Source organism: Bradyrhizobium huanghuaihaiense (genome assembly GCF_007830635.1).
In the GTDB taxonomy this organism is placed as follows: Bacteria; Pseudomonadota; Alphaproteobacteria; order Rhizobiales; family Xanthobacteraceae; genus Bradyrhizobium; species Bradyrhizobium huanghuaihaiense.
This window is the reverse complement of sequence record NZ_VLLA01000006.1, coordinates 293,436-311,090: the sequence shown is the minus strand read 5'-3', so window position 1 is coordinate 311,090 and position 17,655 is coordinate 293,436. Positions and strand designations below refer to the sequence as shown.

At 65.1% G+C, this 17,655-nt stretch carries 17 protein-coding genes; 12 read left to right on the top strand and 5 right to left on the bottom strand.

Annotated elements, in window-relative coordinates:
- Window positions 1–82: 82 nt before the first annotated feature.
- The 4 genes from IQ16_RS16000 to uxuA are packed head-to-tail and all read left to right on the top strand — an operon-like array spanning window position 83 to window position 4,322.
- The gene (locus IQ16_RS16000; protein WP_018641208.1) at window positions 83–661 is read left to right on the top strand and encodes a TRAP transporter small permease; all 579 of its coding nucleotides are present in this window, start codon (window positions 83–85) and stop codon (window positions 659–661) included.
- 4 nt (window positions 662–665) lie between these two features.
- Complete coding sequence (locus tag IQ16_RS15995; protein ID WP_018641207.1) at window positions 666–2,072, top strand: TRAP transporter large permease; 1,407 nt, start codon at window positions 666–668, stop codon at window positions 2,070–2,072.
- Entirely contained in the window at window positions 2,069–3,118 is a 1,050-nt protein-coding gene (locus IQ16_RS15990; RefSeq protein ID WP_018641206.1) for an L-idonate 5-dehydrogenase, read from the top strand. Before IQ16_RS15995 ends, IQ16_RS15990 begins: the two co-directional genes overlap by 4 nt.
- 13 nt (window positions 3,119–3,131) lie before the next feature.
- On the top strand, window positions 3,132–4,322 hold the full coding sequence (gene uxuA, locus IQ16_RS15985; RefSeq protein WP_018641205.1) for a mannonate dehydratase: 1,191 nt from the start codon (window positions 3,132–3,134) through the stop codon (window positions 4,320–4,322).
- Between the two features lie 105 nt (window positions 4,323–4,427).
- Here the strand turns inward: uxuA and IQ16_RS15980 are convergent, their stop codons facing one another.
- Entirely contained in the window at window positions 4,428–5,366 is a 939-nt protein-coding gene (locus tag IQ16_RS15980) for a LysR family transcriptional regulator (RefSeq protein ID WP_018641204.1), read from the bottom strand.
- 211 nt (window positions 5,367–5,577) lie between these two features.
- On the opposite strand from IQ16_RS15980, the gene IQ16_RS15975 reads away from it, so the two are divergent.
- From IQ16_RS15975 to IQ16_RS15950, 6 genes are all read left to right on the top strand, one after another.
- Window positions 5,578–6,660 carry an ABC transporter ATP-binding protein gene (locus IQ16_RS15975; RefSeq protein ID WP_018641203.1) on the top strand — a complete coding sequence of 361 codons (1,083 nt, stop codon included), beginning with the start codon at window positions 5,578–5,580 and terminating at the stop codon, window positions 6,658–6,660.
- A gap of 35 nt (window positions 6,661–6,695) precedes the next feature.
- Window positions 6,696–7,412 (top strand): HAD family hydrolase, encoded by a 717-nt coding sequence (locus IQ16_RS15970; protein ID WP_018641202.1) that lies wholly within the window; start codon window positions 6,696–6,698, stop codon window positions 7,410–7,412.
- Between the two features lie 14 nt (window positions 7,413–7,426).
- Window positions 7,427–8,734 (top strand): NAD(P)/FAD-dependent oxidoreductase, encoded by a 1,308-nt coding sequence (locus IQ16_RS15965; protein WP_018641197.1) that lies wholly within the window; start codon window positions 7,427–7,429, stop codon window positions 8,732–8,734.
- A gap of 21 nt (window positions 8,735–8,755) precedes the next feature.
- Window positions 8,756–9,802 carry an ABC transporter substrate-binding protein gene (locus tag IQ16_RS15960; RefSeq protein ID WP_145831591.1) on the top strand — a complete coding sequence of 349 codons (1,047 nt, stop codon included), beginning with the start codon at window positions 8,756–8,758 and terminating at the stop codon, window positions 9,800–9,802.
- A gap of 110 nt (window positions 9,803–9,912) precedes the next feature.
- A complete protein-coding gene (locus IQ16_RS15955) occupies window positions 9,913–10,725 on the top strand; it encodes an ABC transporter permease (protein WP_018641193.1) in 813 nt (270 codons plus the stop codon).
- On the top strand, window positions 10,722–11,507 hold the full coding sequence (locus IQ16_RS15950; protein WP_018641191.1) for an ABC transporter permease: 786 nt from the start codon (window positions 10,722–10,724) through the stop codon (window positions 11,505–11,507). The genes IQ16_RS15955 and IQ16_RS15950 overlap by 4 nt, the downstream gene beginning before the upstream one ends.
- An 83-nt stretch (window positions 11,508–11,590) precedes the next feature.
- On the opposite strand, the gene IQ16_RS15945 is transcribed toward IQ16_RS15950, so the two are convergent.
- Complete coding sequence (locus IQ16_RS15945) at window positions 11,591–12,238, bottom strand: TetR/AcrR family transcriptional regulator (RefSeq protein WP_018641189.1); 648 nt, start codon at window positions 12,236–12,238, stop codon at window positions 11,591–11,593.
- Window positions 12,239–12,444: 206 nt separating this feature from the next.
- On the opposite strand from IQ16_RS15945, the gene IQ16_RS15940 reads away from it, so the two are divergent.
- A complete protein-coding gene (locus tag IQ16_RS15940; RefSeq protein WP_018641188.1) occupies window positions 12,445–13,785 on the top strand; it encodes an MFS transporter in 1,341 nt (446 codons plus the stop codon).
- A 19-nt stretch (window positions 13,786–13,804) separates the two neighbouring features.
- Window positions 13,805–15,301, top strand: a complete 1,497-nt coding sequence (locus IQ16_RS15935) for a carboxylesterase family protein (protein ID WP_018641187.1) — start codon at window positions 13,805–13,807, stop codon at window positions 15,299–15,301.
- An 85-nt stretch (window positions 15,302–15,386) separates the two neighbouring features.
- Here the strand turns inward: IQ16_RS15935 and IQ16_RS15930 are convergent, their stop codons facing one another.
- The 3 genes from IQ16_RS15930 to IQ16_RS15920 form a co-directional block, all read right to left on the bottom strand.
- Window positions 15,387–15,839: a universal stress protein gene (locus tag IQ16_RS15930; RefSeq protein ID WP_018641186.1), complete on the bottom strand. Its 453-nt coding sequence runs from the start codon at window positions 15,837–15,839 to the stop codon at window positions 15,387–15,389.
- A gap of 14 nt (window positions 15,840–15,853) precedes the next feature.
- The gene (locus tag IQ16_RS15925) at window positions 15,854–16,282 is read right to left on the bottom strand and encodes a universal stress protein (RefSeq protein ID WP_018641185.1); all 429 of its coding nucleotides are present in this window, start codon (window positions 16,280–16,282) and stop codon (window positions 15,854–15,856) included.
- A gap of 390 nt (window positions 16,283–16,672) precedes the next feature.
- Window positions 16,673–17,509: a transporter substrate-binding domain-containing protein gene (locus IQ16_RS15920; RefSeq protein ID WP_018641184.1), complete on the bottom strand. Its 837-nt coding sequence runs from the start codon at window positions 17,507–17,509 to the stop codon at window positions 16,673–16,675.
- Window positions 17,510–17,655 lie beyond the last annotated feature (146 nt).

The following is a 17,655-nucleotide window of genomic DNA, read 5'->3' as shown; positions in this document are numbered from 1 at the left end:
GAGAACCCGGAACCTCGAGATTCCGGGTTCGGCTCTTCGAGCCGCCCCGGAATGACGTTCAAGTCGTTTGAGGAGTAACCCCATGTCGACCGCCGAAATACACCGGCAGATCACCGCGGACGAGATCGCCCACACCTTCGAGGAGGAGGCGACGCCCAAGGTCGATCTCGGCGTCTACGCTTTCGAGGACTGGGTGGCGCTGGCGATCTTCTGGGTGATGGCGCTGGCCGTCTTCCTCCAGTTCTTCACCCGCTACGTGCTCAACGACAGCTATGCCTGGACCGAGGAGATCGCGACCTATTGCCTGATCGGCGTGGTCTTCATCGGTTCCTCGATGTGCGTGCGGCTGTCGCGGCATATCCAGGTCGACCTGATCTACCGCTATCTGCCGCACGTCGTGGCGCGCGTGCTGTCGACCATCATCGACCTGATCCGGATCGCCTTCTGCGGCTACGCCATCAAGCTGGTCTGGGTCTACATCCAGATCATCGGCGATGAATCGATGACCACGATCAATCTGCCCAAGGACTACGTCTATTACGCCGTGCTGGCCGGCTTCGTGCTGATGTTCGCGCGCTCGGTGCAGGTGGCCATTCAACATTTGCGACAGGGTTATTCGATCCTCGAACGTCCCGGCGCCTACGACGGTTTTGAAGGGTAATCCCATGTTGCTGTTGCTTGGAGGCTTTCTCGTCCTGATGCTGCTCGGCGTTCCCGTGGCGATTGCCATGGCCGTGTCGTCGCTGCTCTACATCCTGGTCAGCGGCGTGACGCCCGACGTCACGCTGGCCCAGCGCATGATCGCCGGCGTCGAGAGTTTTCCGCTGCTCGCCGTGCCGTTCTTCATCCTGGCCGGCAATCTCATGAACATCGCCGGCGTCACCGGACGCATCTACAAATTCGCCGTCGCGCTGGTGGGGTGGATGCGCGGCGGCCTCGGCCACGTCAACATCATCGGCTCGGTGATCTTCTCGGGCATGTCCGGTACCGCGATCGCGGACGCCGCCGGCCTCGGCACCATCGAGATCAAGGCGATGAAGGACCACGGCTACTCCACCGAATTCTCGGTCGGCGTCACCGCGGCGTCCGCAACGCTCGGGCCGATCATCCCGCCGTCGCTGCCCTTCGTGATCTACGGCATGATGGCCAACGTCTCGATCGGCGCGCTGTTCCTGGGCGGCGTCATCCCCGGCATCGTCATGACCCTGCTGATGATGGCGACCGTCACCTATTTCGCGCACAAGAACAAATGGGGCAGCGATACGCCATTCTCCTGGCCGCAGCTCGGCTCGGCCGGCCTCGAGATCGCCATCGTGCTGGCTTTCCCGATGGCGATCTGGCTGATGGTGCTCGCCGGCCTCTCGGTCAACATGGCCGTCGTCATTGGTCTCGGTACGCTGCTCATTATCGACTGGTACTTCGACTTCTCCGCGGTGATGGCGCTGATGGCGCCGGTGATCCTGATCGGCGGCATGACGCTCGGCTGGTTCACGCCGACGGAAGCCGCGGTCGCCGCGGTGATCTGGTCGCTGTTCCTGGGCCTCATCCGTTACCGCACCATGACGCTGAAGACCGTGGCGAAGGCGACCTTCGACACCATCGAGACCACGGCCTCGGTGCTGTTCATCGTCACCGCAGCCTCGATCTTCGCCTGGCTGCTGACGGTGTCCCAGGCCGCCCAGATGCTCTCGGACTGGATGCTCAGCATCACCCACAACAAATGGGTGTTTTTGGCGCTCGCCAACGTGCTGATCCTGTTCGTCGGCTGCTTCATCGACACCACGGCCGCGATCACCATCCTGGCGCCGATCCTGCTGCCGATCGTGCTCAAGCTCGGCATCGATCCGATCCATTTCGGCCTGATCATGACGCTGAACCTGATGATCGGCCTGCTGCATCCGCCGCTCGGCATGGTGCTGTTCGTGCTCGCCCGCGTCGCAAAGCTCTCGGTCGAACGCACGACGGTCGCCATCCTGCCCTGGCTGGTGCCGCTGATGCTCGCGCTGATCGCGATCACCTACATTCCCGAACTGACCCTCTGGCTGCCTAAATACATGGGACTCTCCAAATGACCTCGACCGCTCTCGCCGCAACCCTGTTCGGCCCCGAAGACCTGCGCATGATCGAGCATCCGCTCGAGAAGCTTAGCCAGGGCATGGTGCGTATCCGCTTCGGTGCCGGCGGCATCTGCGGCTCGGACATGCACTACTTCCGCCATGCCCGGACCGGCGATTTCGTGGTGAAGTCGCCGCTGGTGCTCGGCCATGAGATCTCGGGCGAGGTTGTGGAGATCTCCGGAGCCGCTGCCAATCTGAAGGTCGGCGACCGCGTCGCCGTCAACCCGTCGCGCTGGTGCGGCCATTGCGTCGCCTGCCGCGAGGGCCGGCCGAACCTGTGCGAGAACATCTACTTCATGGGCTCGGCCTCGAAGACGCCGCACATGCAGGGCGGCTTCGCCAACTACTTCGATGCAGTCCCGGCGCAGTGCGAGAAGATTCCGGACCACGTCTCCTACCAGGCTGCGGCGCTCGCCGAGCCGCTTGCGGTCTGCCTGCACGCGGTCGCGCGCGCCGGCAATATCGAGGGCAAGCGCGGCATCATCTTCGGGGCCGGCCCGATTGGGCTTCTGACCATGCTCGCCGCGCACCGCGCCGGCATGGCCGACGTCACGGTCGCCGACATCGCGCCGGCGCCGCTGGCTTTTGCGACCAAGCTCGGCGCTTCGCATGTCGAGAATGTCTCCGCCGGCGAGGAAGGCTTGAAAGCACAAGCCGCGGCGCGTCCCTATGACGTCGCCTTCGAGGTCTCGGGTACGGCCGCGGGCCTTGCCAGCGCGATCGGCATCGTCAGGCGCGGCGGCGTCGTGGTGCAGATCGGCAATCTGCCGGGCGGGCAGATCCCGACGCCGTCGAACGCGGTGATGGCCAAGGAGATCGACCTGCGCGGCTCGTTCCGCTTCGGCTTCGAGTTCATGACCGCGGTGGAACTGATCGGCAACGGCAGCGTCGACGTGCTGTCGCTGGTCACCGCCGAGCGGCCGCTGTCGACCGCGCCGGATGCGCTGCGGCTGGCGCTCGACCGCTCGCAGAGCGTCAAGGTCGTGCTGACCGCGAACTGATCGGAGACGAAGCATGATGCTGGAGGGATGGCGCTGGTACGGGCCCGATGATCCGGTCTCGCTCGATGACGTCAGGCAGGCCGGGGCGAGCGATATCGTCTCGGCGCTGCATCAGGTTCCGATCGGGGAGGCCTGGACGCGCAAGGCGGTCGAGGAGCGCAAGAATTTTATCGAGAACGGCCAGCCTGGCCGCTCAAAGCTGACCTGGTCGGTGGTGGAGTCGATCCCGATCCCCGACGACGTCAAGCGTCTCGGCGGAAAGGCGACGAAGTCGATCGAGGCGTGGATCGCAAGCCTGGAGGCGGTCGCCGCCTCCGGCATCAAGATCATCTGCTACAATTTCATGCCTGTCGTCGACTGGTGCCGCACCGACCTCGAATGGGAGCTTCCCAACGGCGCCCGCGCCATGCGCTTCGACCAGGATCGCTTTGCCGCCTTCGAGCTGCATATCCTGAAACGCCCGGCGGCCGTGCAGGAATATTCGCCCGAGCAGCAGGCGCGCGCGAAAAAACTGTTCGAGCAGATGAGCCAGGCCGACATCGACTATCTCGTCATGGTCATCGCCAGCGCGCTGCCGGGCTCGACCACGGAGCCGATGACGATCCCGCAATTCCGCGACCGGCTCGAGACCTATCGCGACATCACGCCGAAAATCCTGCGGCAGCACCTCGCGGAATTCCTCGCGCGTGTCACGCCGGTCGCCGAGCAGCTCGGCGTCTCCCTGACGCTGCACCCGGACGATCCGCCGCGGCCGCTGTTCGGCCTGCCGCGCATCGCCTCCAGTGCCGACGACTATCAGGCACTGTTCGATGCCGTGCCGTCAAAGGCGAACGGCATCTGCCTGTGCACGGGCTCGCTCGGCGTGCGCGCGGAGAACAATCTGCCCGAGATGGCCGAACGCTTCGGCCCGCGCATTGCGTTCGCCCACCTGCGCGCGACCAAGCGCGAGGCGGATGGCCTGTCGTTCTACGAGTCCGATCATCTCGACGGCGACGTCGACATGGTCGCGGTGCTCAAGGCGCTCTTGAAGGAGAACGCGCGACGTTCGCCGGACAAGAGGATCGTGTTCCGCCCCGACCACGGCCACCGCATGCTCGACGATCTCGCCGCCACCAAGCGCACCAATCCCGGCTACACCGCGATCGGCCGCCTGCGCGGCCTCGCGGAGTTGCGTGGCGCCATCAGGGCGATTGAGCATCGGTAGTATCCACATCGTCATTGCGAGCGGAGCGAAGCAATCCAGACTGTCTCCTCGGAGGGATTCTGGATTGCTTCGCTTCGCTCGCAATGACGTGGAGAGAGAGGAAGCTTAATAGCACGCCTCCATCGCGCCGAGCTTCGGATAGAGCCGGTCGATCGCGGCGATCTCGCTTTTCATCTGGGCGATGATCCAGTCGCGGATCTCGGCGGCGATCGGGCGCATCAAGCGGTTGCGCGGCGGCAGGAATTCGCAGATGCGGCGCGTGGTGGTGAGCGTGTCGGAGGCTGGCACCAGCGCGCCGGTGAGCAGCCAGTGCGAGGCGACCGTCAGCCAGCCCAGCGCGATGCCCTGGCCGAGCAGCGCGGCCTGCACCACGACGGCATAATCGGTGAAGCTGAGCGCCTTGGCCGCGCCGCGGCGCCCGGTGAGAAGCGATGCGTAATCCGCAGCCCAGTCGCCCGGCGTCTCGGCGAGGCGGATGATGGTGTTGCCTTCAGTCGGATCGGTCTCGCCAAGATAGCCGGGGCTGCACATCGGCAGCATCACTTCCTTCATGATCAGCGTGCCGCCGGAGGAGGGCTCCTCGCGATCGCGAAAGCGCATGCCGAGATCGACATTCTCCACCGGCCCGCGCAGCGCGCCGGAGATGAGCTGGAAGCGCAGATCGACTTGCGGAAACTGCTTCTGCAGCTTGTCGATGCGCGGCATCAGCCAATGCGTGGTGAAGGCGGAGGAGACCGACAGCGTCACCGTCTCGGTGCCCTTGCGGCGCCGCTCGATCTCGACGAGCCCGCTCTCGATGCTGCGGAAGCCCTCGAGCACGCGGCGATAGAGCATCTCGCCTTCCTCGGTGAGCACCGCGCGGCCCGCCTTGCGATCGAACAGGCGGACGCCGAGATGCTCCTCGAACTGGCCAAGCATCCGGCTCACCGCCGGCTGCGTCACGTTCAATTCGGCGGCCGCCGCGGTGAAGCTGCCGTTGCGCGCCGCTGCGTCGAAGACGAACAGGGCGTTGCTGGACGGCAGCATGCGGCGGAGCTCTGGCATAACGTCATGTTATGAGCGCGGTGAGAATTTGGCAATTGCCGAGTTTTGGCAAGTCTGGTGTCATTGGGATGACAGCCTAAAGACAGGGCCTTCGAGAGAAGATTTGGTGCAGCGCACGCTTCGGCCGTGGCTGCCCAGAATCCCTGTCTATAAAGCAGGCTTATGGCGTGCAGTGAGGCACGCCAGCGCAGGGACATGGCGAGGTCGATCGTTGGACAAGCGAGCGGAAAGCGTCGAGATCAGGTCCGCCAGCAAGGCCTATGGCGCCGTTCGCGCCCTCGACGACGTTTCGCTCAATGTCGGCGCCGGTGAATTCGTCTCGCTGCTCGGCCCCTCCGGTTCCGGCAAGACCACGCTGCTCGGCATTTTGGGCGGCTTCATCCTGCCGACGTCGGGAACCATCCTGTTCGGCGGCCGCGACGTCACTTACATGCCGCCGCACAAGCGCGACATCGGCGTCGTGTTCCAGAACTACGCGCTGTTTCCGCATATGAGCGTCGGCGAGAACGTCGCCTTTCCGCTGCGTGCGCGGCGCCTGCCGAAATCCTCCTGGCCGGACAAGGTGCGCGCGGCACTCAGCATGGTCGGCCTCGCCGGCTATGAGGAGCGCGGCATCGCGCAGCTCTCCGGCGGCCAGCGCCAGCGCGTGGCGCTGGCGCGTGCCATGATCTTCGAGCCGCGCCTGATCCTGATGGACGAGCCGCTTTCCGCGCTCGACAAGCAGCTGCGCGAATCCATGCAGATCGAGCTGCGCGCGCTGCACAGGCGTATCGGCGCCACCATCATCTACGTCACCCACGACCAGCGCGAGGCGCTGACCATGAGCGACCGCGTCGCCGTCATGAAGGACGGCCGCCTGGTCCAGATCGACGAGCCGGCGCGGCTGCACGATCATCCCGCCGATTCCTTCGTCGCCAGCTTCATCGGCGAGGCGACGATGCTGCCGGTCCGCCGCGTCGATGCCTCCAGCGTCGCGCTCGGCAATGCCTTGCTGCGCAGCGCGCGTGCGATCCCTGATGGCGACGCGCTGATGCTGGCCGTGCACAGCGAGAAGCTGCTGATCGACGACGGGGCGCAGGATGCCGCCTGCAACCGGCTGACCGGGACCGTCACCGACATCGTCTACCAGGGCGAGAGCCTGCGCATTTTCCTCGCGCTCGCCGACGGCATCGCGCTCAGCCTGCGCCAGCCGAGCTACCACCAGGCCTATCACCGCATTCCGCCGCTCGGCGGCAGCCTCACCGTCACGCTCCATCCCGAGGACACCATCGTGGTGCCCCGGGTGGGGGACTGAATTCAAGCCGCGTCCAACCGGAGAGAAGAAACCACATGTCGACCCAAGCCGCGTTCAGCAATTTCAAGGTCCTCACCTTCGACGTCGTCGGCACCTTGATCGACTTCGAGACCGGCGTGCTCTCCGCGGTGCGCAGGATCTCGGGCAAGACGCCGGCCGAGCTCAGCGACGACAAGATCTTCGAATCCTACAAGCGCGGCCGCGACAAGCATTACGAGCGCTCGAGCGAGGTCATGTTCCACGTCTACCGTTATCTCGCCAAGGAGCTCGGGCTGCCGGCGGATGACGCCTCCTGCGACGTGTTCCAGCTTGCTGTGCTGCGCTGGGGGCCGTTCCCCGATTCCGTTGAGGCGCTCAAGCGGCTGCGCACGAAGTTCCGCCTGGTCGCGATGACCAATGCCGATCGCGTCGCGCTCTCGTGCTACGCGCATGCGCTGGGCAATCCCTTCGACGACACCGTCTGCGCCGACGACACCGGGGTGGCAAAACCGAACCCGGAATTCTTCGCCTACAACAAGGGTCGGCAGTCCGCCTTCGGCTACAAGCAGTCCGACATCCTGCACGTCGCGCAGAGCCAGTATCACGACATCGGGATCGCGCGGAAGCTCGGCTACAAGGTGTGCTGGATCGAGCGCCGCCAGGGCATCGCCGGCTTCGGCGGCACGCCTGCGGTTGAAACGCTGACCAAGCCGGACTTCCATTTCCCGACGCTGAAGGCGCTCGCGGATGCGGCGATCGGTCCGGCGGCGTAACGGAGAGCTGTGGCATGACACGGGACTGGCGCGCGCTGCCATCGGTCAATTCGCTGTGGGAAGCCACGGCGGAGCCGGCGCGCGACTATCCCGTGCTGTCGGGCGAGCAACAGGCCGATGTGGTGATCATCGGCGCCGGCTACACCGGCCTCTCCGCCGCGCATCACATTGCGAGGAGCGGGCTGAGCCCTGTCGTGCTCGAGGCCAACCGTCCCGGCTGGGGCGCGAGCGGGCGCAATGGCGGGGTGATCACCGCAAAGTTCCGCCTGTCGTTCCGCGAGATCGACGCCGCGCATGGGCGCGCCATGGCGCGGCGCATGTACGAGATCGCGCATGAATCGACCGACATGGTCGAGGAGCTCGTCTCCGAATTCGGTATCACCAGCGCGAACCTCACCCGCACCGGCCAGGTCAAGGCCGCGCATAACGAGACGACGCTGAAGGCCGCGATCGACGAAGCCAACTGGATGACGCGCGAGATGGGCTCGGCCGAGGTGCGCGTTCTCGACAAGAACGGCGTGCGCGAGGAGACCGGCTCCGACATTTTTGTGGGCGGTGTGCTCAATCCCGGCTCGGGCGGGATCCATCCGCTGAACTATCTGCGCGGTCTCGCCGACGGCGTGGCGCGCCGCGGCGTGCCCATCTTCCAGGAGTCGCCGGTCGTGCGGTTGCGGCGCGAGAAGGACGGCATCGTTGCCGAAACGCCGCGCGGCGCGGTGCGCGCAAAACAGGCGATCATCGCCACCAACAGCTATTCCGACCTGACCGGCGCGACCGCGCATCTGCAGCGCACGCTGATCCCGTTCCGCAGCGCCATGGTCGCAACCGAGCGGCTCCCCGGCAATCTCGCCGGAAAGCTGATGCCGACGGGGCGCACCTACACCGAGACCAAGCGCATGATGCGCTGGTTCCGCATGGTCGACAACCGCGTGATCTTCGGCGGCCGCGGCGCCTTCGGCAAGCAGGATTCGCAAGCCGCATTCGATGCCTTGCGCAAGGCGATGGTCGGCATCTTCCCCGATCTCGCTGACGTCCCACTCGCATACAAATGGTCGGGCCTCGTCGCGATGACGCTGGATTCGGTTCCGCATATCGGCCGGCTCGACGACCGCACGCTGTTCTCGGTCGGCTACAACGGCGCCGGCGTTGCGATGTCGAGCCTGATGGGCCGATATCTGGCCGCCTTCGTACGCGGCGAGACGCCCGACATGGGCCTGCTCGATGCACGGCGCATGAAGGCTATACCGTTCTATCCGCTGCGCGAGCCCGCCGTGCGCATGGTCGCCGGCTGGTACCAGTTTCTCGATGCGATCGGTCGGTGAGATCATTTGGAGGAGGTGAGGATGAATATGAAGCGCAATTTCGGACTGGGCTGCGCGCTGCTGGGCGCAATCGGATTGACCAGCGCGGCTGATGCCGCCGAGCAGATCACCTTCGTCTCGCAGGGCGGCGCCTATCAGCAGGCGCAGACGGTGGCGATCCTCGATCCCTCCGCCAAGAAGCTCGGCATCACCATCAACCAGGACTCCATTCCCGACGCCTGGCCCGCGATCAAGACGCAGGTCGGCAGCGGCAAGCCGATCTGGGATGTCGTCGATACCCCGACCGGCAACTGCCTGCGCGGCGGCGAGCAGGGGCTGATCGAGAAGCTCGACTTCTCGAAGATTCCGAACGGCGCGGCGATGCCGGAGGCCTATCGCAGTCCCTATTCGGTCTCCTACGAGTTCTATTCCAGCGTGCTGTCCTACAGCCAGAAGACCTTCCCGAAGGACGCGCCGAACAGCTGGGCCGATTTCTGGGACGTCAAGAAATTCCCTGGTCGCCGCGCGCTGCGCAACCACCCGTTCGCGACGCTCGAGGCGGCGCTGATGGCCGACGGCGTCGCGCCGGACAAGCTCCACCCGCTCGACGTCGACCGCGCCTTCAAGAAGCTGGAAGAGATCAAGCCGCACATCACGGTGTGGTGGACCTCGGGCGCGCAATCGGCGCAGCTGCTCAATGACGGCGAAGTCGACATGGAGATGGCCTGGAACGGCCGCGTCAGCGCCGTCGCCAAGGAGGGCGCCAAGGTCGCCTTCACCTACAACCAGGGCATCCTGCAGAGCACCTCGCTCTGCATTCTCAAGGGCGCGCCGAATCTGGAAACGGCCGTGAAGTTCCTCAACGAGGCCGTCGATCCCGTGCACCAGGCCAATCTGCCGCTGCACATCGACTACGGTCCGGGCAACCCCAAGGCGTTCGAGACCAATGTGATCAAGCCCGAGCGCGCCGCGCAATTGCCGAGCGAGCCGGCCAATGCGGCCAAGCAGGCGCTGATGTCCTACGCCTGGTGGTCCTCGCCGGCCGGCGAGGCCGCCGAGAAGCGCTGGGCGTCGTTCATGCAGAAGTAAGCCAGCCGGTTCGGCGGCCGCCGAACCGGACCACTCAACGAGCCGAGGCAGCGTTGACGACATCCGTGCCAGATCCCTCCCAAAAACATCAGCGCCGCGAGCACGGCCTGATGCTGGCATTGGTGTCGCCGGCGCTGCTGGTGATCCTGGCCCTGATCGTGCTGCCGGTCGGCTGGCTCGCCTGGCAGTCGATCTATCATGACGGCTTCACGCTGGAGAATTATCGCCGCGTCTTCACCGAAGACGTCTACTGGCGCAGCTTTGCGCTGACCTTCGAGATCAGCCTTGCGGTGACGGTGATCGCGCTGCTGCTCGGCTATCCCGTGGCCTATCTCGCCAATTCGGTGCCGAAAGGGTGGAGCATCCTGATCCTGTCGCTGGTCGTGCTGCCGTTCTGGACCAGCGTGCTGGTGCGTGCCTATGCCTGGCTCGCGCTGCTGCAGCGCACCGGCGTGATCAACCAGTTTTTGCGCTATCTCGACGCCATCTCCGAGCCGCTCGCTCTGGTCCACAATACCTTCGGTACGGTGGTCGCCACCGTGCATATCCTGCTGCCGTTCATGGTGCTGCCGCTCTATGCCACGATGCAGAAGATTCCGAACGATCTCATGCAGGCCGGCGCCAGCCTGGGCGCGAGCCCGTCGCTGACCTTCATGCGCGTGTTCCTGCCGTTGTCGCTGCCGGGCGTGCTCGCCGGCTGCACCATGGTGTTCGTGCTCTGCCTCGGCTTCTACATCACGCCGGAATTGCTCGGCGGCGGCCGCACCGTGATGGTGTCGATGCTGGTGAGCCGCAATGTCGAGCTCTACAACCAGTTTGGAGCTGCGAGCGCGGTTGCCGTGGTGCTGCTCCTCAGCGTGCTCGCGATCTTCTTCGTCGTCAGCCGCTTCATCTCGCTCGATCGCGTGCTGGGGCAGAAATGATGCGCGCCTCGCCCGCCCGAATGGCCCTCTACGTGATCAGCGCGCTGGTGCTGGTCTACCTGATCCTGCCCGTGCTGATCATCGCGCCGATCTCGTTCTCCAGCGCGCGCTTCCTGACCTTCCCGCCGCCGTCCTTCTCGCTGCGCTGGTACGAGCAGTATTTCTCGAACGCCGCCTGGATGCAGGCGACGCGGGTGACGCTGACGGTCGCGCTGCTCACCGTGGTGATCGCGACCCCGTTCGGCGTGGCCGCTGCCTACGCCATCAGCCAGTCGAAGCTGCGGATCATGCGGCTGATCCACATGGCGCTGCTGCTGCCGCTGGTGGTGCCGATCATCATCACTGCCGTCGGCATCTTCTTCGTCTATGCCAAGGTCGGCCTGGTCGCGACCATGCCCGGCCTCGTGCTGGCGAACGTGATGCTGGGATTGCCCTATGTCGTCATCTCCGTGCTGGCCGGCCTGCAGAGCTTCGATCCCGCCCAGGAGATGGTGGCGCGCAGCCTCGGCATGAACCGCCTGCGCAGCTTCTTCGCGGTGACGCTGCCGCAGATCAAGTCCAGCGTGGTCGCCGGCGGCATCTTCGCCTTCATCTCGGCGATGGACGAGACCATCGTCGCGCTGTTCATCTCCGGCGGCCAGTATCAGCCGCTGACCAAGCGCATGTTCACCGCACTCCGCGACGAGATCGACCCCACCATCGCCGCGATCTCGACGCTGATGACGGCGGCGTCCTTCATGCTGGTGCTGCTGGCGAGCACGCGGCAGAAGAGGAGTGGGTGAGGTTGCCGTAGCCCGCATGAGCGAAGCGACATGCGGGGCCATTTGTCCCGGATATCGCTTCGCTCATCCGGGCTGCGGGTCTCTCACTTCGCCCCCAACCACGCCAAGATCATCTCCACGATCTGCGCCCGGCTCTTCGCCAGTACCTTCGGCTCGCTGAGGTCGCGGTCGAACAGGGCGCCGAAGGTGTGGCGGTTGGCGACGCGGAAGAAGCAGTAGGACGAGATGGCGAGGTGCAGGTCGATGGCGTCGACGTCGTTGCGGAAGACGCCCTCGCTGCGACCGCGCTTGAGGATGCCGTCAAGGGTCGCGATCACGCTGGCGTTGAGCTGACGCAGCTGCATGTTCTGCTTCAGGTGCTTGCCGTGGTGGATGTTCTCGATTGAGACGAGGCGGATGAAGTTGGGGTTGCGCTCGTCATGGTCGAAGGTCGCCTCGATCAGCCGGCGCAGGCCCTCGCGGGCGTCGCAGCTTTCGATGTCGAGCTGGTCCTCCAGCGCGCGGATGCTGCGATAGGCCTCCTCCAGCACCGCGAGGTAGAGCTGCTCCTTGCCGCCGAAATAGTAATAGATCATGCGCTTGGACGTACGCGTGCGCGCCGCGATCGCATCGACGCGGGCGCCGGAATAGCCCTCCGAGGCGAATTCGGCCATCGCCACTTCGAGGATGTCGCGCTTGGTGCGCTCGGGGTCGTTGGTGCGCTTCGATGGGGGCGGCATGCGCTCGAGCATTGCTGTTTCTCCCACCAGTTTCCATGGATCGCCTTGAAGGTGAAGGCAAATTTCGTCCGCCTTGGCCGTGATCCAACGCGTATTGCATAAACGTACTAGTTCGTACATTATGAATTGAAACCAAGGTTGCGGCAACCAGAACCACAAAATGCGCGCGGGGCGGACGCCCTGACGAGCACCGCACCTCGCACATGGGGAGGAATTTGATGACGTTGACGTCAACCGCATCGCTGCACGCATCATCCGGCGCGGAGGCCGCGCAAAACAAGCTGCCCAAGCGCGCCGCGCTCGTCAGCTTCGTCGGCAGCATGCTCGAATACTACGACTTCTTCATCTACGGTACCGCGGCGGCGCTGATCTTCCCAAAGGTGTTCTTCGCCAACGTCGATCCCTCGACCGCGACGCTGCTTGCGCTCCTCTCCTTCGGCATCGGCTACATTGCGCGGCCCGTCGGCGCCGTCATCCTCGGTCATTACGGTGATCGCATCGGCCGCAAGGCGGTGCTGCTGTTCACGCTGGTGCTGATGGGCGGCTCGACGCTCGCGATCGGGCTGTTGCCTGACGCGAAATCGATCGGCAATGCCGCGCCTGTTATCCTGACGCTGCTTCGCCTGTTGCAGGGCCTCTCGGCCGCCGGCGAGCAGAGCGGGGCGAACTCGCTGACGCTGGAGCACTCCGCCAACTCCAACCGCGCCTTCTTCACGAGCTGGACGCTGAGCGGCACCCAGGCCGGCGCGATCCTGGCGACGCTGGTGTTCATCCCGGTGTCGAGCCTGCCCGAAGACCAGCTGCTGAGCTGGGGCTGGCGCATTCCGTTCCTGCTCTCCGCGCTCGTGCTGCTCGTCGCCTATCTGGTGCGGCGGACCATGCCGGAAACGCCTGTCTTCGAGGACATCAAGGACAAGGCGCAAGTGGCCCGCTTCCCCGTCGTCGCGCTGCTGCGCGACTACTGGCCCGATGTGCTTCGCGTCATCGTCTGCGCGCTGATCGCCACCGTCAGCACCATGACCGCCGTGTTCGCCCTCGGCTATGCCACCACCAAGTTCGGCGTGGCGCGTCCGACCATGCTCTGGGCCGGCGTGCTCGGCAACGTCACCGCGCTGATCACCCAGCCGCTGTGGGCCCTGCTCGCGGACAAGATCGGCCGCAAGCCGGTGTTCATCGGCGGCGTGCTCGGCTGCGCCGTGCTGCTGTTCCCCTATTTCATGCTGGTGACGTCGGGCAACACGATCGCGATCTTCGCCGCTGCAATGATCCTGTCCGGCGTGGTCTATGCCGCGCCGAACGCGATCTGGCCGTCGTTCTACGCCGAGATGTTCGAGGCGCGTGTGCGCTATTCCGGCACCGCGATCGGCACCCAGCTCGGCTTCCTCGCCGCCGGCTTCACGCCGCTGGTGAGCGCGAGCCTGGTCGGAGAAGGGCCTCAGGGGTGGATTCCCGTCGCGATCTTCGTCGCCTGCTGCTGCGTGATCTCGGCCGCGGCGGCTGCGACCGCGCGCGAAACCCACACCGTCGACATCGCCGATCTCGGCAAGCGCCGCGCTTGAGCGAAGGGCAGGGCATCGCATGCTGACCAATGCAGTTCCGACCACGAATGGTCCCGTTGTCGGGGCCGAGCAGGGGGCTGTGCGTGCCTTCAAGGGCGTGCCGTTCGCGACCGCGCGACGTTTTGCCAAGGCAACGCGGCCGCCTGCGTGGACGGAGCCGCGCCGCTGCACGGACTACGGCGCATTCGCGCCGCAGCCCGGACATCTCGATCAGGCGGAGGAGTCCTGTCTCAGCCTGAACGTCTGGACGCCGGCAGGGGTGGATCGCCCGCTGCCGGTGATGGTCTTCATCCATGGCGGTGCCTTCGTCACCGGCGGCGGCGCCGATTATGACGGCGGCTTCCTCGCCAAGCACGGCCCGGCGGTGATCGTCACCATCAATTACCGGCTCGGCCCGCTCGGCTTCCTGCAACTGCATCGTCACGGCCTGGGCGAGGCGAACAACCTCGCGCTCCAGGACGCGCTCGCCGCGCTCGACTGGGTGCACGCCAACATCGCGAATTTCGGCGGCGATCCGGACGCCGTTACTCTGTCCGGCCAGTCGGCCGGCGCCTCCATGGTGATTGCGCTCGCAACCCTGCCGCAGGCCAAAGGCAAGTTCATCCGCGCGCTCGCGCTCAGCGCGCCCGGGCGAACCATCATGAGCGCCGATCATGCCGACGAGGTCGCACGCCGCGCGCTCGACGAACTCGAGTTGGCGCGCGATCCGGCGGCGATCAGGTCTGTGCCGCTGCCAAAACTCTTTACCGCAGTGGAGCGGGTCGGCCGTAGGCTCGCTGATGAGACGGAGTCAGGCACCGTGTTCGGCCCGGTGCTCGACGGCACCGTGATCGCGCGCGAGCCGCGCGACGTCTTCGCCGACGGAAGCTTGCGCGACATTCCGCTTTGGCTCGGCTCCTGCCGCGACGAGATGGTGATGTTCCTGAAGAGCACGCCGCCCGCCGCGATGATCCGCACCACCGAGCGGCAGGTGCGTGCCGCCTTCGGTGATGCCGGCTGGGGACGCCTGCTGTCCTACTACCGCGCCACCGCACGTCCCGACGAGGATCCGTACGAGGCGCTGCTGTCGGATGCATTCTGGCACCGCCCGATGGCCGATCTCGCGCGGCTGCATGCAGCCGTCGGCGGCGCGGTGTGGCTGAGCCGGTTCGACCATCGGCCGGCGCTGGAGCCGTTCCTGTCGCAAGGGCCGACCCACGGCGCGGACAACGCCTGCCTCTGGGCGCATCTGCCTGACTTCATCGATCGCCCGATCCTGAAGCGCAAGGGCGGACCGATGACGCCTGCCGACATCGACGTCGCGGCGCGGTTTCAGGCGAGCCTGCTGCGCTTCGTCACGATGGGTGTGCCTGACGTTGCGGAAGCCTGGCCGCGGTTCGAGCTACCTCACGAGCCGCTCGCCGTCTTCGGCCAGCCGTTCCATGTTGTGCCGCTCAATGAAGGCGTGCGCTCTCGCCTGTGGGCGGAGCTGAGCGCGGGCGACAACGACAAGAAGAAAATCAGGGAGGCAGGATGAGCCTATCGAACAAGAAGGCCGGGCGGCGTGACCTGGCTCCGCGAGCTGGGAGCCGGCCTTCACCGAGGCTGCGCATTTCCGCTCGTTAGTGTACGACCAAAACCGGCACGCTTCCGTCGGCCAAGACCTCCGATGTTTGACTCCCCAAAAATAATTTCTTGAGACCGCGGCGCCCGTGAGAGCCCATGACGATCAAGTCGCAGCCTCCCGACTTTGCTGTTTCGATAATCGCGGTGGCCGGGTGCGCATTCGGAACGTGCAAGAGTTCTGCGGATAACCCGGCTTGCTCTGCCATGGCGCGCGCTTCGTCGAGGAGTTTGCCCGCACGCTCCTTGCAGGCCGCGTCGAAGCTATCGATTTCCTGCTGCGACGGTATCCATCCCGAGGCGTGTCCGCTCCCGTAGTCGATTGGCAGTGATTCCGTCACGGCGATGACCGTCACCTTGGCCTTCAAGGCCTTTGCCAAAGCAATCCCATGCTTGATGCCGTTTCTCGCGACGTCCGATCCGTCCGTGCTCAGGAGAATCCGGGTGTACATTTTGGGGCTCACATTCATGGACAGACCAGGACGGGTGTCTTTGCGTGCGTCAGCACCTTGTTCGTCACGCTCCCGATGAGAAGCGCGGCAAGTCCGCTGCGCCCATGCGACGACATGACGATGAGATCGCAGCCTTTGTCCGTGGCTGCTGCGATGATGGCCTGATGGGGTTGCCCGCTCTCCGCTTGAATCGTCTCGCAGGAGACACCGGCCGTCCTGGCCGCTTTTGCCGCGCCATCCAATACGCTCGCGGCCTGTTCCTTGCGCAGCTCGGCATATGTTGCGACTGCTTCGAGGAACCGGCCTGACACTTCGGAAAATGGTTCCACAACGAAGATGAAGGATACGGTGGCGCCAAGGGATTTCGCCAGCGCCAATCCATGCGCCACCCCGCGCTCCGCTAGCTGAGACCCATCTGTCGGAATGAGAATGTGCCGGTACATGCTCTACCTCCCGATTGTCCGGACGTATCGCTGCCTTGCGAGATAGGCTAGCTCGCGTTCCGAATGCAGTCTTGAGATAAATCAACCTGTTGGATCACCATGCCGCGATCCGGATGTTCGCAACTGCACAACCTCGGTAGGGCGATCGCATATGAAGAAAAACGTGGCGGGCAGCTTGCCTGCGGCCCACCCTTCGAGATGCCCGCCGATGGCGGGCCCTCAGGATGAAGGCGGAGTGCGCGGCGGCAATTTCAACGGGACCAATGCTGCTTAGCTTCAGAGGAGACCGCTGGAAGCGGTCGTCTCGAAGGACGAGGCGCTTGCTCCGCCCGTCCCCAAGAAGCCATCCGCGATAGCGTCCCCCACAAGGGGTTCCGCTTTAGACCGCCGTCAGAACTGCACCTCGCCCGGAATGTCGTCGGCGCTCAGGCCGACGGTTTCATAGGCCTTCAGCAGCCATTCGCGGGTCTGGCCCAGCGAACGGTTGTAATCGGCCCAGGCGCTGAGGAAATCCTTGTAGCGGCGATCGGCTTCGGCGCGGATGCCGAGATTGGTCGGCAACGTCAGGAGCGGCCGCGGGATCGCGAGCTCGCCGAGCGTCGGATTCTTCTTCAGCGTGAAGATCGAGAGCACCGCCAGCGAGACATTGCAGTCGGCGCGGCCCGTCGAGACCGCGAGGATCGCCTCGTCGCGCGTCTTGAAGCCGAGGATGTTCGCCTTCGGGCAGTAGCGGCGCGCGATCGTCTCGTGCGTCGAGCCGATGTCGACCGCAATCTTGACCTCGGGCTTGTTGAGCTCGGCCCAGGTCGCAGGCTTGGCAAAGCCCTTCTTGGTGATGACGGTGAAGGAGTGCACCAGGATCGGGGTGGAGAAGTCGATGACGAGAGAACGCTCGGGCGTCGGGTTCACGGCAAAGGCGAGGTCGATCTTGTCGGCCTGCAGATCCAGGATCTGGTTGCCCCAGGTCGATTCCAGCGGCTCGACCTTGGCGCCGAGCTTGCCCGCGATGTCGTTCGCCATGTCGATGCAGGCGCCCGACCATTGATTGGTCGCGAGGTCCTTGTGGAAATAGGGGTCCTGGCCGGCGATGACCGCGATCCGCAGCACGCCGGTCTTCTTGATGCGATCGAGCGTGGAGGTCGGCGCGGTATCGGCCTTGGCCGAGGCGGTCGCGGCCATTGCGGCGCCCGCCAGCGCGACGGTGGTGAGTGCGTCCCTGCGGTTCATGGTCAGTGCTCCCCTGGGGAATGATCAACAGCTCCGGCTCGTGGACTATTTCTGTATTCAGATCGTAATGCAATATGGTATTGCGACTTTGCCGGTGATTTGAGCGATGAGGCAGTTCGGAGCCTAGTCCGTTGGCAAAGCAAGAG